Below are 14,283 nucleotides of genomic sequence, written 5' to 3' on the forward strand. Positions count from 1 at the left end.
TCCAAGGCCTGGTTTGAGTCCACACTGGTCTTCAGGCTAAGATGGTACGTCGGTCATATGTTCAACAGGAGTTCTCATTAAACGAGATGCTAGTTCGCCCTTGGCGTTCGACGTCAAGGACCTCGGGCGCAGCCCGGGAAGCATGCGGACACTGACAGAACATGTACCCGCACCAGGTGATCTTGGTGTGGCACTCATTGGTGTGCAGGAAGGCTCGGATGTCGAGCTGGACCTGCGGCTGGAGGCCGTACACGAAGGAATTCTGGTATCAGGGACTGCAAACGTCGAAGTAACTGGCGAATGCGGCCGATGCCTGGATCCCCTTGCGTATGACCTTGAGGTGGATGTGCAAGAACTTTTCTTCTATGAGGATGCTGAATTCTCGGACGAAGAAGACGAAGAAGAGCAACGTCGAGTCGAGCACGATCTGATCGATCTTGAGCCGGTGTTGCGGGACGCAGTTGTAACCATGCTGCCGTTCCAGCCGGTGTGCCGGGAAGACTGCCAGGGCCTTTGCTCCGAATGTGGAGTACGCCTGGAAGACGAGCCGGGGCATCACCACGAGGTCCTGGATCCTCGCTGGGCTGCCCTAGCTGACTTGGCTAAGCCTGACCGGCAAAACTGATTTGTAAGTGTTTGTCTAGAGAGAAATGAGTTAGCCGTGGCTGTCCCGAAGCGGAAAATGTCTCGCTCGAATACCCGCGCCCGCCGCTCCCAGTGGAAGGCAACTGCCCCCCACCTGGTGAAGACTGTCGAGAACGGCCAGGTCACGTACAGCCTGCCGCACCAGGCAAAAGTCGTTACCGACTCGGCTGGCACTGCGCTGTTCCTTGAGTACAAGGGACGCAAGGTCGCAGACGTCTAATCGGCCATTAAGGCTGACATGATGTCTTCAACTGAAGAGCTTCTGAAGCGTCTCGGTGTCTCCATTGACGCCGGGACGCTTCGTCTTGCGCTCACGCACCGGTCCTACGCGTACGAAAACGGCGGGATACCAACCAACGAGCGGCTGGAATTCCTGGGTGACTCCATCCTGGGTTTCTCCGTGACGGATGCCCTGTACCGGGACAATCCCACGCTGCCCGAAGGTGACCTTGCGAAACGCCGGTCCGCAGTGGTCAGCACCCGTGCCCTGGCCGGCATTGGCCGCAGCCTGGGCATCGGCGACTACATCTACCTTGGACAGGGCGAAAAGCTCACCGAAGGCAAGAACAAGGCCTCCATCCTGGCGGACACCATGGAAGCACTGATCGGTGCCACCTATGTGTCCAACGACATCGAGACTGCCCGCCAGCTGGTGATGCGTCTCATCGGCCCGCTCCTGAAGGACGCAGCCGCCCTCGGCGCCGGAACCGACTGGAAGACCAGCATCCAGGAGCTGGCAGCCAGCCGGCAGCTGGGCAGCATCCACTACGCCGTGGAGGGATCCGGACCGGACCATGCCCGCACGTTCCGGGCGGTCCTGGAAATCGGTGGCACCGCGCACGGCAAGGGAACCGGCCATTCCAAGAAGGAAGCGGAGCAGGAAGCTGCGGCCGACGCGTGGAGGGTGCTTTCAGGAGCGGCCCGTGCAGTGGCTGCGGACGATTCCGCAGATACCGCCGCCAGCATCTAGGCGGCCGCGCTGTGCCGGAACTCCCCGAGGTGGAAGTTGTCCGCCGCGGACTCGTGAAGTGGGTCCGGGGCCGGACCATCAACGCAGTGGACGTGTTGGACGAGCGGTCCATCCGCCGTCACGCCCTGGGCACTGAGGACTTCGCCGGCAACCTGGCGGGAGCCACCGTACTGGACGTCGTCCGGCGCGGAAAGTTCCTCTGGATGCCGCTGCTGGATGCTGAATCGAACGGCGCGTCAGCAGATGCTTCCCCGGACGCAACGGGAGCCGCGCACACCACCCGTCCTCCCGCCGTCGCGCTCATGGCCCACCTCGGGATGAGCGGCCAACTCCTGATGCAGGACAACGGCGTGCCTGATGAGAAGCACCTCAAAGTCAGGCTGCGCCTGAGTCCACGGGAGGGGATGCCGGAACAGCTCCGGTTTGTGGACCAGCGTATTTTCGGCGGGCTGTTCATCACCTCGATGGTCCCCACGGACGACGGCGGCCCGGGTGGCCTTGCCGAATCCCCCCTTCCGCTCATCGCGGAGGAAGCTTCCCACATCGCCAGGGACCCGCTGGACCCGGCGTTTTCCTTTGAGCTGTTCTACCGCCGGCTCCGGAAGCGGAAGACAGGCCTCAAACGGGCCCTGCTGGACCAGGGCCTGGTGTCCGGCATTGGCAACATCTACGCAGATGAAGCGCTGTGGCGGGCAAAGCTCCATTACGCCCGGCCAACGGACACCCTTCGCCGGGCAGAGGCTGAGAGGGTCCTCGGCTGCACGCGGGAGGTAATGCTGGACGCCCTGGCCGCAGGCGGGACGAGTTTCGATTCCCTCTATGTGAATGTCAACGGTGCCTCCGGGTACTTCGACCGTTCGCTCAACGCCTACGGCAGGGAAGGACAATTCTGCGTTCGCTGTGCCGCCGCCGGAATCAACGCGACCATCCGCCGCGAACAGTTCATGAACCGCTCCTCCTACACCTGTCCCGTCTGCCAGCCGCGGCCGCGGAACGGGCGCTGGTAGACGGACAGGCACCGCAAATCCGCGGAAATCCGCCACGACGCAGTAGATTTAGGCCAGCAGAGCAGCCGCTTCAGCCACTCAGGAGATCCGAAACACCTTGCACCTCAAAAGCCTGACCGTCCGGGGGTTCAAGTCGTTTGCGTCCGCCACGACCTTCGATTTCGAGCCCGGCGTCACCGCCGTGGTGGGTCCGAACGGTTCAGGCAAGTCCAACGTGGTGGACGCCCTCGCTTGGGTAATGGGGGAGCAGGGTGCCAAAACCCTTCGCGGCGGCAAGATGGAAGACGTCATTTTTGCCGGCACGTCCGGGCGGCCACCCCTCGGCCGTGCCCACGTCTCCCTCACCATTGACAACACCGACGGTGCCCTGCCCATCGAATACAGCGAGGTCACCATCTCGCGCACCCTCTTCCGCACCGGCGGCTCCGAATACGCCATTAACGGGGCCGGCTGCCGTCTGTTAGACATCCAGGAGCTGCTGTCCGATTCCGGCCTCGGCCGGGAGATGCATGTGATTGTGGGCCAGGGCCAGCTGGACAAGGTTCTCCATGCCACACCTGAGGACCGCCGCGGCTTCATCGAGGAAGCCGCCGGAATCCTCAAACATCGCCGCCGCAAGGAAAAGACTGTCCGCAAACTGGAGGCTATGCAGGCCAACCTGCAGCGCCTCAGTGACCTGACCGGGGAGATCCGGCGGCAACTCACCCCGCTGGGCAAGCAGGCTGAAGTGGCCCGCCGGGCCCAGCGCGTCCAGTTCGATGTCCGGGACGCCCGCGCCCGGCTGCTCGCCGATGACCTCGTCCGGCTGCAGGGTTCACTGGCGCAGGACGTGGCGGATGAAGCTGCCCTCAAGGCCCGCCGCGCCGTCGTTGAGCAGGAGCTGGAATCCGGACGCAGGCAGCAGGCGGCCCTGGAACAGCTGGCCGCGGAGGCAACCCCCAGGCTCAACGCCGCCCGGGACACGTGGTACAGGCTGTCCACAGCACGCGAACGGCTCCGCTCCCTGGGCTCCCTGGCCCAGGAGCGCAGCCGGCTGCTCGGCTCGGTGGACGCGGAACCGTACTCCGGCCGGGATCCCGAGCAGCTGGAACGGCAGGCAGCCCGTGTCCGCGAGGAACTGACGGTACTCGAACGCCACATCCTGGACAAGCGCAGTGCCCTTGATACCGCCACCGCGGCCAAAACGGAAGCGGAGCAGGCCTCCCTTGCCGAAGAGAAACGGCTCACCGCTGTGCTCCGTGCGGCAGCCGACCGGCGGGAAGGCCTGGCTCGCCTCGCCGGTCAGGTGGGTGCGGCACGATCACGGGTGGAATCCGCCCAGGCTGAGCTGGGCAGGCTGAGGGAATCCCTCAAGGCCGGTGCGGAGCGGCGCCGCCACGCACAGGTGGAGTTCACCGCGCTGGAGACCCAGGTTGCGGGCGTCGAGGAAGGCGAGGAAACCCTCGACGCCGACTACGAGGACGCCAGCACGGAGCTCGATGCGGTGCTCCAGGAGATTGCGGACGTTACCTCTGCCGTGGCGGAAGCTGTCCGCGAACGCGATGCCCTTGTAGCGCGGCGGGATGCGCTCCAGCTCGGGCTGAACCGGAAGGACGGCGCAGAACACGCCCTCAACTCCGGACTGCCGGGCGTCGCCGGAACGCTCGCGTCCGGCTTGACCGTTGAGGCAGGATTCGAAACTGCCATTGCAGCGGCGCTCGGCGACGCTTCCGAGGCCATTGTGGTGCGGGATCCGGCGGTAGCTGCCGCCGTCGTGCAGCTCCTCAAGGACGACGACGCCGGACGCGCCTCGCTGCTGCTGGAATCGGCGATTGCCTCCGCAGGACAGGGTCCCGGACAGGGCGGCGCAGAATCCGGACCGTTTCCGGAAGGTGTCCGGAGCGCGGTCGACCTTGTTTCGGCTTCGGGCGGCAGCAAGTGGGGGGTCGCTGCCCTCCTCGCCGGGGTCGCCGTGGTTGACGACCTGGAGGCAGCTGCCCTCTTGGTTGCAGACAGGCCCGAACTGACCGCCGTTACCCTGGCAGGCGACATCTTCACCGCACTGACAATCACCGGAGGATCGGCGAAGGCGCCGTCGCTACTGGAGGTACAGGCCGCCGTCGACGACGCCGAAGCCCGGCTTGCCGCCGTCTCAGCGGACCTGGAACGGAACAGGTTCGCCTTGGCCGGCGCTGAGGCCAGGCGGGCAGAGGCACAGGACCGGGCCGACTCGGCCCTGGAACGGCTGCACGAATCCGACGCACGGCTGGCGGCGGTCGCTGAACGGTTGGGCCACCTGAATTCCGTCCTGCGCAGCGCTGTGGGCGAGAGCGACAGGCTGGCCGCTTCCCTTGCCAAAGCCGAGGCCAACGTGATCGCAGAGGAAGAAGCCCTCGCGGCCATTGCCGCACGGCTGGCTGCCGCGCAGGAATCTCCCGCAGAGGAGGAACCGTCCACCGAACAACGGGATGCCCTGGCCCTTGCTGCCTCACTTGCCCGCTCGGCCGAGATGGACGCCCGGCTGTCGCTCCGCAGCGCCGAAGAGCAGCTGGCGGCAACCAGGAACCGGGCAGCCTCACTGGAGCGCGCCGCTGCCACGGAACGCCGTGCACGGGAAGAGGCAGCGGAACGGGCCCGGCGCCGGCGGATCCAGGCCCGGCGCGCCGCCGCAGTGTCAGCGGCCGTGGAGTTGGCCACGCGCTCCATCGATGTGTCCGTGGAGCTGGCCCGGCACGAACGCGACCTCGCGGAAGAAAACCGCGAGGAGCGGGACCGCGGGCTCCTGGAATGCAGGACGGCCAACGACGCCTTCGCCAGCGAACTCGCGGAACTGACCGATTCGGTGCACCGCGACGAACTGGCCCGCGCCCAGCAGCGTGCCCGGGTGGACGCACTTGAAACCCGGTCCATCGAGGAACTCGGAATTACCCCCGACATGCTTGTGGCAGACTATGGCCCCGACGTACCGGTGCCCGTGCCTGCCGAGGAAAGCGGGGACAAGTGGGCAGCTCTCAGGGCTCCTGTCGATGACAACGGCACGCCGGTGGCCGCTGGAAAGCCCTTTGTCCGTGAGGAGCAGGAGAAGCGTCTCAGGAAGGCTGAGCGTGACCTGTCCAGCCTCGGCCGGGTGAATCCGCTCGCGCTGGAGGAGTTCGCAGCCCTTGAGGAGCGCCACCAGTTCCTCAGCACGCAGCTGGAGGACCTGAAGGCCAGCCGCAAGGACCTGCTGGACATCATCAAGGAAGTCGATGACCGCGTCCAGCGGGTCTTTGCCGAGGCCTTCGAGGACACCCAGGCGCAGTTCATACGGGTTTTTGCGCGCCTCTTCCCTGGAGGGGAAGGCCGTCTTGTCCTGACGGACCCCTCCGATATGCTCACCACGGGCATCGAGGTGGAGGCACGCCCCGCCGGCAAGAAGATCAAGAGGCTTTCCTTGCTCTCCGGCGGGGAACGCTCCCTCACCGCCGTCGCCCTGCTCGTGGCCATCTTCAAAGCCCGGCCCTCACCGTTCTACGTCATGGATGAGGTGGAGGCGGCCCTTGATGACACCAACCTCGGCAGGCTCATCACCATCTTCGAGGAACTCCGGGAGTCCAGCCAGCTCATTGTGATCACCCACCAGAAACGGACCATGGAAGTGGCAGACGCGCTCTATGGCGTCACCATGCGCGGCGACGGCGTCTCCACCGTCATCAGCCAGCGGATGGGCGGAGAGGTGTAGCTGCCTGACCGCGTCCCTCCCGTCCGCGGAAAACGCCTGCTTCGTTTGTGAGAAGCTAGGGGAGTGAATGACATCCTCCCCATTATTCTGTCCATTGTTGCTGCCCTGGCGGTTCTTGGCGGGCTGATTCCGGTCCTGATGAAGACGCGGAAGAACATCAACCAGTACCCGGGCAGCCGCGACGCGAACGATCCTGCCCGCCCTCAGGGCACCGGCGGCGGAACCCTGCTGGAGGACGCCCCGGTGGTGCCGGCAGAACGCCAGTCGCCTGCCGGCGTCGGCGTTGAGGACCTGGAAACCACCGACGTCCCTGACGACGCAGCAGGCCTGGAAACGATCCAGGTCGAGACGCCCCTTCCGGTGGCGGGCCGCCTCACCCGGCTGCGTGAGCGACTGGTCCGCTCCAATAACATCCTGGGCAAAGGCCTGCTGGCCCTGCTCTCCAGCGATACCATCGACGAAGCCGTCTGGGACGAAGTTGAGGAAACCCTCCTTCTGGCCGACCTCGGTACCGAGCCCACCATGCAGCTGGTGGATGCCCTGCGGGAGCGCGTGAAGGTGCTCGGCACCCGGACTCCCGAGCAGGTCAAGGCGCTGCTTCGCGAAGAACTCATCAAGCTGGTGGATCCCACCATGGACCGCCGCCTGCACATTGACAGGCACGCGGACAAACCAGCCGTCATGATGGTGGTCGGCGTCAACGGCGTGGGCAAGACCACCACGGTAGGCAAGCTTGCGCGCGTGCTCGTGGCCGAGGACAAGGACGTCATCCTTGGCGCCGCGGACACCTTCCGCGCCGCCGCGGCCGAGCAGTTGGCAACGTGGGGCCAGCGCGTCGGCGTCCCCACAGTGAAGTCCGACGTCGACGGCGCCGATCCCGCCTCCGTTGCCTATGAGGCGGTCAAGGCAGGTATCGAGCAGGAGGTCGACGTGGTCATGATCGACACCGCCGGCCGCCTGCAGAACAAAGTGGGCCTCATGGACGAGCTTGGCAAGGTCAAGCGCGTCATCGAAAAACTCGCCGAAGTCGACGAGGTACTGCTGGTACTGGACGCCACCACCGGCCAGAACGGGCTGAACCAGGCACGCGTCTTCTCTGAGGTGGTCAATATCACCGGCATCGTCCTGACCAAGCTGGACGGCACCGCCAAGGGCGGGATCGTCGTCGCGATCCAGAAGTCGCTTGGCGTGCCCGTCAAGCTGATCGGTCTCGGCGAAGGCGCGGACGACCTCGCTCCGTTCGAGGCCGAGAGCTTCGTTGACGCGCTGCTGAACTGAGCCCTTGACCTGAAGCTCTGGGCGGTGTCCTGTTCGCGCCCGCCTCGTCTGGTCCCGCCATACAAAAGTGCCTCCGTTTCCTGTCAGGAAGCGGAGGCACTTTTGTATGGCTAGCTGTGTATTGCCGCGGAATTGTCAGTACGTGAAGTTGAGAACGGTCACGGTGCCGGCGGTCAGCTTGAAGCCCTGTGTTGCGGACTTGTACTGGAAGCCGGGGACCGTGGCGCGTTCAGCCAGCGGTGTCGGTTCCGACTTGGCCCCATCGATCACCGTGCTGTCCTCGGCGCCGTAGCTGGGGCCGGTGAGCTGGGTCATGGTGCCGGTCACGGGCTTGCCCGGCAGGTTCAGCGTCACATCTGTCTGGGCGGCCTTTTCAGGATCGTTTTCATTGACGATGACCACGGTGGTGCTACCGTCCGCGTTCTGCAGTGCGTAGCTGAACGCCAGGCCACCACCGGAGCTGTCCAGCTTCATGAACTTTCCGGCCTCAAGTTCGGCCACCATGGAGAGACCAAAAAAGTTGGCCCGACCGGACATAGTGCCGTTGCCCTGAGGATACGTGCCGGCGCTGCAGATGACGGACATGGGCGGGCCGCCCTTGCACGTGAGCAGGGAGCTGTGGAATCCGATCCTCGCGATCCCCAGTTGCGCGGCGTTGAGCGCGTAATCGGCCGTCCAGAGTGCGGAAGCATGGGTACGCGAGGTCTCGTTCGACCCGGGGCAGGCTGCGATCCCGGTTTCCGGGAGCCATGTTTCCAGGTCACTTGCCTGGCCGGCCTTATGGGCCGACCGCTGGTAGTCGGCGGCACGGTCATGCATGTTTTGGCTCATCAGGTTAGCCATGGTGGGCGAGCCCTGGGGGTCGCTTCCGTCACAGCTGTAGAGCGGGTAGTTGTGGAACGAGAGGATCTTCTTCTGCGGGATGTCCGCATCGATGAACGGCTGCCACCACTTCTGGTCATAGGCGCCCGGACCTGAAATGGGCACAGTCGGGGCAACAGCATAGATCGCGTTGGCGTAATCCTTGAGCTCCCTGACGTACTGGTCGAGGCTGTAGCCGTCGGTCTTTACACCGTTGAAGGCGTAGCCGTTGGGCTCATTGCCCACCGTGACGCTGAGCAGCCGGTCACCGAAGATTTCCGAGGCGTGTTTGACCATGTCCGCTGCGCGGTTAGGGTCGTAATGCCCGAGGTCAACGGTAAGGCTGACCTTGGCGTCCGTTGCGTCGAGTAACGTCTTGAGCCGGGTGAGGTCCGCCGGGCCGACTGCTGCGACCGGATGCGCCTTGTCCCCACGGTAGCTGGACGGGAGGGTTTCATTGGAGGACGTCCAGAGGAACCGACGGTCCACAGCGTTCCCGCCAAACCGGAGGACCGGCTGGTCGACCTCCTTGAGGAGCTTTACCATCGAGGCGTTGTCGCCGCTCAAGTCGGGGTCAGCCAGGTCCGTGGCCTCCAGCGAGATTCCTATCAGGCCCTTGTTCAGGGAGGTGCCGACAAGGTCCTTGGACACGCTCACCTCAAGGGGCTCAACCTTTTCCAACGGTGACCCGGCTGGTGGCCCGGCCTGCTCGTAGTAGGTGACAGGTGTTCCCACTTCTGCGGTTTCGCTGGCGGTGGCCGTGTTCGAGGCGGCGGGCTCCGGCGCCGGCGACGGGGGGCCGAAAGTCAAAGGGATGGCCACCGCGGCTGCTGCTATAACGGCGACGATTGCTCCGGCGGCGATCAGCCGCGAACGCTTCTTGCTGCCCGCTGGAGCGGAGTCTTGGCCAGAGGGGTCGGGGGTAGCCGAATTCTCAGGTGAATGGTCGATTGGCGCCATAAGGCAGTACCTCCGCGGGTTTTAGTTGGTCCCTTCTAGGTTAGCCAAAGCCGGGGTGACCCGTGGACCGCGGCGCCGGGCGGGGAGTCAGGGCTTCGCGGTGGACTGGTACCGGAAGCTTTCGGGCGTGACCATCCACGCTGCAGCGGCCAACACCAGAACGCCGCCGGTCACACCGAAAGCCCAGCCGTAGCCAAGCCGGTCGGCGAGCACGCCCGCCAGGATAGGGCCCACGATCGCGCCGATGTCTGCTGTCATCTGGTACGCGGCCAACACGCGGCCGCCGGAACGTTCATTGCCGATCACGTCGGCGACGGCGGCCTGCTGGGCCGGTCCCAGCAGGCCCGACCCGACGCCGGCCAGCGCCGAGGCTGCGAGGAACCATCCCAGTTCGTGGGTGAACCCGATGGATGCTGTGGAGATCCCGGTGACCAGCAGCCCTGAAACCATCATTGGCCGCCGGCCCAGGCTGTCCGCCAGCCTGCCGGAAAAGACCAAGGCGGCGGCGTTGCCCGCGGCGAAGACCGCAAGCGCCAGGCCCGCAGCTTCCGGGCCGGACCCCAGTGCCGCCACGGCAAACAGCGGAACGGTGGCCATCCGCACGCCGAAGGTGGCCCAACCGTTGGCAAAACTGGAGAGCAGGGCCGAACGGTAGGTGCCCTGGCCAAGCGCCTCGGCGAAACGCATATCGGGTGGCCGGGTCCCGGCGGACCGGGTGTCGGATGGCTCATGGCTAAGCTGCGTCTGGACCACAGCGGCCGCGAGCACCAGAGCCGCTGCATAGGCCAGGAAGGGCACGCGCAGCCCGAAGCCGGCCAGCATGCCGCCAACGATCGGCCCGCACACGTTGCCGATCAGGAAAGCGGACGCGTACGCGCCGGACACCCTGCCGCGGCTTTCAGGCGGTGCCAGCCGGACCACCAGCGCCATGGAGGCCACGGTAAACATGACAGAGCCCACTCCGCCGAGGCCACGGAACACCAGCAGCTGCCAGTAGTCCTGGGCAAAGGCGCAGGCCGCCGTCGAGGCCGCCACAATGAGCAGCCCGCCCACGTACACAGGGCGTTCGCCAAGGCGGCCGATCAATGCACCGCCCCCGGGCGCGAACACCAGGCGCATGAACGCGAAGATGGCGACAATCACCGCCGCTTCGGTGTTTCCGACGCCGAAGGTAGTGGCGAACTGTGGCAACACAGGCGCAACAAGGCCGAATCCGAGGGCGATGAGGAACGCTGCGGCCAGCATCACCTTGATGTCGCGTGGAAGCTTGGGCCGTTGACGGCGCAGGAGGGACAAAATCCGCGTGGTGGCGCCACTCGCACGTGTTGTTGCCGTCATGGTGCGGGTGTCCTTGCAGTTTGGGTTAACGGGTGCCGGCGGGAGTGATGAAACATAACCGTAACAAGCCAGATATGCACCATTTACTTCCTAGAGGTTGTTGTAACAAGCCCGCAATGTAAATCCTCCGCGGGCGAAACACAGCGCAGACAAACTCTTTACAGAACGCAAAGGGCGTTGGCAGGCGGATTATTCCGCAGTATCGATCATAGGGAGGACGTGCACCATGGAACTTACCGCAGGTCACGTATGGCTCATGGTGGCGGCGGCACTCGTGCTGTTCATGACACCGGGTCTGGCATTTTTCTACGGCGGCATGACGCGCGCCAAAGCTGCACTGAACATGATGATGATGAGCTTCATCTCCATCGGCATCGTGAGTGTTGTCTGGGTACTCTGGGGTTACTCGATGAGTGGCGGTGAAGGCTTCCTGCAGATGGTCGGGAACCCGTTCGCCAGCTTCGGTCTTGAGGGCGTCAACACGGCGGAGTCGCCCGAAGGCCTCATCCTCGTCGGCTACGGAGCAACCTTCGCCATCATTACCGTGGCCCTGATCAGCGGAGCCATCGCGGACCGTGCCAAGTTCGGCGCCTGGACCGTGTTCGTGCCGGTGTGGGTAACACTGGTCTACTGCCCGCTCGCCTACATGGTCTGGGGTGGCGGCCTCTTCGGTGCGGAAGGCGCGATCGGCCAGGCGCTCGGCCCGGCCATCGACTTTGCCGGCGGCACAGTGGTCCACATCAACGCCGGTGTGGCTGCCCTGATCCTCGTCCTGATCATCGGCAACCGCAAGGGCTTCGGTAAGGACCCGAACCACCGCCCCCACAACATCCCCTTCGTGATGCTCGGGGCTGCCATCCTCTGGTTCGGCTGGTTCGGGTTCAACGGCGGCCTGGCCGCTACCGCTGAGCAGGGTGGCCTGATCTGGGTCAACACCCTCGCAGCACCGGCCGCAGCCATGATCGGCTGGCTCATCACCGAACGCATCCGCGACGGACACCCCACCTCCCTGGGCGCAGCCTCAGGCGTCGTCGCCGGCCTCGTCGCTATCACGCCGGCCTGTGCAAACGTCAGCCCTGTGGGTGCCCTCGGCCTCGGTCTCATCGCCGGTTCCGCATCAGCCCTGGCAGTCGGCCTCAAGTTCCGTTGGGGCTTTGACGACTCCCTTGACGTTGTGGGCGTCCACCTTGTGTCCGGCATCATCGGCACGGTTGCCCTCGGCTTCATCGCCCTCCCCGCCGAAGGTGTGGGCGGCGGCCTCTTCTACGGCGGCGGCCTGACCCAGCTCTGGGCCCAGCTTGCAGCAGCCGGCATCGCTATCGCCTACTCGGCGATCCTGACGGCAATCATTGCCTTCGCCATCCACAAGACCATGGGCTTCCGCGTTTCGCAGGAACAGGAAGTGGTCGGTGTCGACCTCAGCCTGCACGCCGAGACGGCCTACGAGTTTGGTGTGGGCGGCCACGGCGGAAGCTTCCAGCCGCTGCATGAACTGATCACCGGCAAGGGGCGCCCGGCAGACGGCGCACCTTCCGATGGGAAGTCCAGCGTCAAAGCGACCGAGTCGGCAACAGGTAAGGAAAGCGTGGGGGCATGAAACTGATCACAGCAATCGTCAGGCCGGAGAAGCTGGAGTCCATCCGGGAAGGCCTGGAAGCCTACGGCGTCCAGGGACTGACGGTCAGCGCGGCCAGCGGCTACGGCCGGCAGCGCGGCTACACGGAGGTTTACCGCGGAGCTGAATACAACGTGGACCTCCTGCCAAAGATCCGGGTTGAGGTGCTGGCCACGGACGAACAGTCCGACGACATCCTGGATGTCATCATCGCCAGCTCCAACACGGGGCGCGCCGGAGACGGCAAGGTCTGGACCGTGGATGTCTTCGAGGCAGTCAGGGTACGGACCGGAGAGCGCGGCGTAGCCGCAATCTAGAGTCGCCGCAGTCTGGTAAAGCAGTACAGCCATAAGCAGAGCGGGCAGGAAACCTGGAAAGGTTTCCTGCCCGCTCTGCTGTGTTGGCTTTTCTGTTTTACGCGGCGGCCCATCACTGAGGGGGCGCGGAGACTGACCATCCCTTGGGACCCGGGGACCCGGCGTCGTACTCTTCCAGCGGCACTGTACCGCGCTGCCACGCCTTGAGCACAGGCTGAACAATCCGCCAGCAGTCCTCCGCTGTGTCGCCGCGGACGGAGAGCAAAGGATCGCCGCTTAGGACACCCTCCAGCACTTCGCCGTAGGGAAGGAGTTCGGAGGCGCTGAGTTCGGCATTCAAGGTGGTGCGGCTCAGGCTGAAGATGTTGCCGGGGCCGTTGACGTCCACATCGAACTGGAGCGTGTCCGGCCCAAAGCCGATGCGCAGCTGATTGGGCGAGTCCACGCCGGTGAACCCCTTGGGCAGGTGGGGGACAGGCCGGAACGTGACTACGGCTTCCTTACGCCTCGCACCCAGGGCCTTGCCGGAGCGCAGGATGAAGGGAACGTTGTTCCAGCGCCAGTTGTCGATTTCCACGTGGACCTCGGCAAGGGTCTCAGTGCCCCTGGCCGCGTCCACACCCTCTTCCTTGGCGTAGTCCGGGATTTCCCTGCCGGACATGGTGCCCGCCGAATACCGGGCCCTCCGGGTGGATTTTGCATAGGGTGCGCTGATGCTGCTGGCGCGGAGTACCGCGGAGACGGCGTCGCGCAGATCCCGCTCGCCAATGGTGGCCGGCGGCTCGATAGCCATCAGCGCCATGATCTGCAGGAGATGGCTCTGGATCATGTCCCGCAGGGCACCGGCGCCGTCGTAGTAGCGCGCGCGTCCTTCCAGCGCCAGATCCTCGTCGAAAATGATCTCCACCTTCTCGACGTAGTCCCGGTTCCACACCGGCTCCAGGAAATTGTTGGCAAAACGCAGGCCCAGGATGTTGAGGACGGTGGCTTTGCCCAGGAAATGGTCCACGCGGTGGATATGGTCTTCGGGGACAAGCGCCACCAGGGTCCCGTTGAGGGAACGGGCCGATTTCTCGCTGGACCCGAATGGCTTCTCCATGACCAGGCGTGTGCCTGGCGGAACGTGTTCGCGCCGCAGGGCCTCGCAGGCCAGCTGGCTGACGCGCGGCGGCAGGGCGAAGTAGACGGCGGTGGGGCCGTCGAGTCCCGCCAGCAGCGATGCCAGTGGACCTTCCGCCGTGACGTCCAGCTGATGGTAGGTGGTTTTCTTCTCCACAGCTGCCAGGGCCTTCTTTCCGGCTGGGTCCGCGGACTTGGTCGCCTCCGCGAACGCCTGGTGCACCCGCTCCCGCCACTGTCCCGGAGTCCAGGCATCTGAGCCGGCACCCACCAGTTTGAGGCCCTCGGCACGGCCGCCCGCCAGCAGCCGGGCCAGGCCCGGCAGCAGAAGCCGGCCGGTGAGGTCTCCGGAGGCGCCGAGGATCAGCAGGGTTTTTACCGTTGTTTGGCTCGTCACCATGCCAGCATGCCATCATGCCTGCCCGTGTTGGTACCCTAGATAGTCGAGTCCCGTTGTTGAGGCGGTTGGTTCA

General features: G+C 65.0%; 11 protein-coding genes. 8 read left to right on the forward strand and 3 right to left on the reverse strand.

Going from position 1 to position 14,283, the window contains the following annotated elements:
* The first annotated feature begins 100 nt into the window (after positions 1-100).
* The 6 genes from QFZ30_RS06910 (at position 101) to ftsY (ending at position 7,600) form a co-directional block, all read left to right on the forward strand.
* Positions 101-625: a YceD family protein gene (locus QFZ30_RS06910; protein ID WP_307074700.1), complete on the forward strand. Its 525-nt coding sequence runs from the start codon at positions 101-103 to the stop codon at positions 623-625.
* A 36-nt stretch (positions 626-661) separates the two neighbouring features.
* The gene (gene rpmF / locus QFZ30_RS06915) at positions 662-865 is read left to right on the forward strand and encodes a 50S ribosomal protein L32 (RefSeq protein WP_009356569.1); all 204 of its coding nucleotides are present in this window, start codon (positions 662-664) and stop codon (positions 863-865) included.
* Positions 866-886: 21 nt separating this feature from the next.
* Complete coding sequence (gene rnc / locus QFZ30_RS06920) at positions 887-1,615, forward strand: ribonuclease III (RefSeq protein ID WP_307080107.1); 729 nt, start codon at positions 887-889, stop codon at positions 1,613-1,615.
* Positions 1,616-1,626: 11 nt separating this feature from the next.
* Positions 1,627-2,622 carry a bifunctional DNA-formamidopyrimidine glycosylase/DNA-(apurinic or apyrimidinic site) lyase gene (gene mutM / locus QFZ30_RS06925; RefSeq protein ID WP_307074702.1) on the forward strand — a complete coding sequence of 332 codons (996 nt, stop codon included), beginning with the start codon at positions 1,627-1,629 and terminating at the stop codon, positions 2,620-2,622.
* Between the two features lie 97 nt (positions 2,623-2,719).
* Positions 2,720-6,322: a chromosome segregation protein SMC gene (gene smc / locus QFZ30_RS06930; RefSeq protein WP_307074704.1), complete on the forward strand. Its 3,603-nt coding sequence runs from the start codon at positions 2,720-2,722 to the stop codon at positions 6,320-6,322.
* A gap of 63 nt (positions 6,323-6,385) precedes the next feature.
* A complete protein-coding gene (gene ftsY, locus QFZ30_RS06935) occupies positions 6,386-7,600 on the forward strand; it encodes a signal recognition particle-docking protein FtsY (RefSeq protein ID WP_307074707.1) in 1,215 nt (404 codons plus the stop codon).
* Between the two features lie 135 nt (positions 7,601-7,735).
* Here ftsY and QFZ30_RS06940 read toward each other — a convergent pair whose 3' ends face one another.
* Complete coding sequence (locus tag QFZ30_RS06940) at positions 7,736-9,421, reverse strand: hypothetical protein (RefSeq protein WP_307074709.1); 1,686 nt, start codon at positions 9,419-9,421, stop codon at positions 7,736-7,738.
* Between the two features lie 87 nt (positions 9,422-9,508).
* A complete protein-coding gene (locus QFZ30_RS06945; protein ID WP_307074710.1) occupies positions 9,509-10,759 on the reverse strand; it encodes an MFS transporter in 1,251 nt (416 codons plus the stop codon).
* A 226-nt stretch (positions 10,760-10,985) separates the two neighbouring features.
* On the opposite strand from QFZ30_RS06945, the gene QFZ30_RS06950 reads away from it, so the two are divergent.
* Together QFZ30_RS06950 and QFZ30_RS06955 are read left to right on the forward strand one after the other, a co-directional pair.
* Positions 10,986-12,356, forward strand: coding sequence for an ammonium transporter (locus tag QFZ30_RS06950; RefSeq protein ID WP_307074712.1), 1,371 nt, complete (start codon positions 10,986-10,988; stop codon positions 12,354-12,356).
* Entirely contained in the window at positions 12,353-12,691 is a 339-nt protein-coding gene (locus QFZ30_RS06955; protein ID WP_307074714.1) for a P-II family nitrogen regulator, read from the forward strand. Before QFZ30_RS06950 ends, QFZ30_RS06955 begins: the two co-directional genes overlap by 4 nt.
* Before the next feature lie 112 nt (positions 12,692-12,803).
* On the opposite strand, the gene QFZ30_RS06960 is transcribed toward QFZ30_RS06955, so the two are convergent.
* The gene (locus QFZ30_RS06960; RefSeq protein WP_307080109.1) at positions 12,804-14,207 is read right to left on the reverse strand and encodes a glucose-6-phosphate dehydrogenase; all 1,404 of its coding nucleotides are present in this window, start codon (positions 14,205-14,207) and stop codon (positions 12,804-12,806) included.
* Between the last annotated feature and the right edge of the window lie 76 nt (positions 14,208-14,283).

The organism is Arthrobacter pascens, from assembly GCF_030815585.1.
In the GTDB taxonomy this organism is placed as follows: Bacteria; Actinomycetota; Actinomycetes; order Actinomycetales; family Micrococcaceae; genus Arthrobacter; species Arthrobacter pascens_A.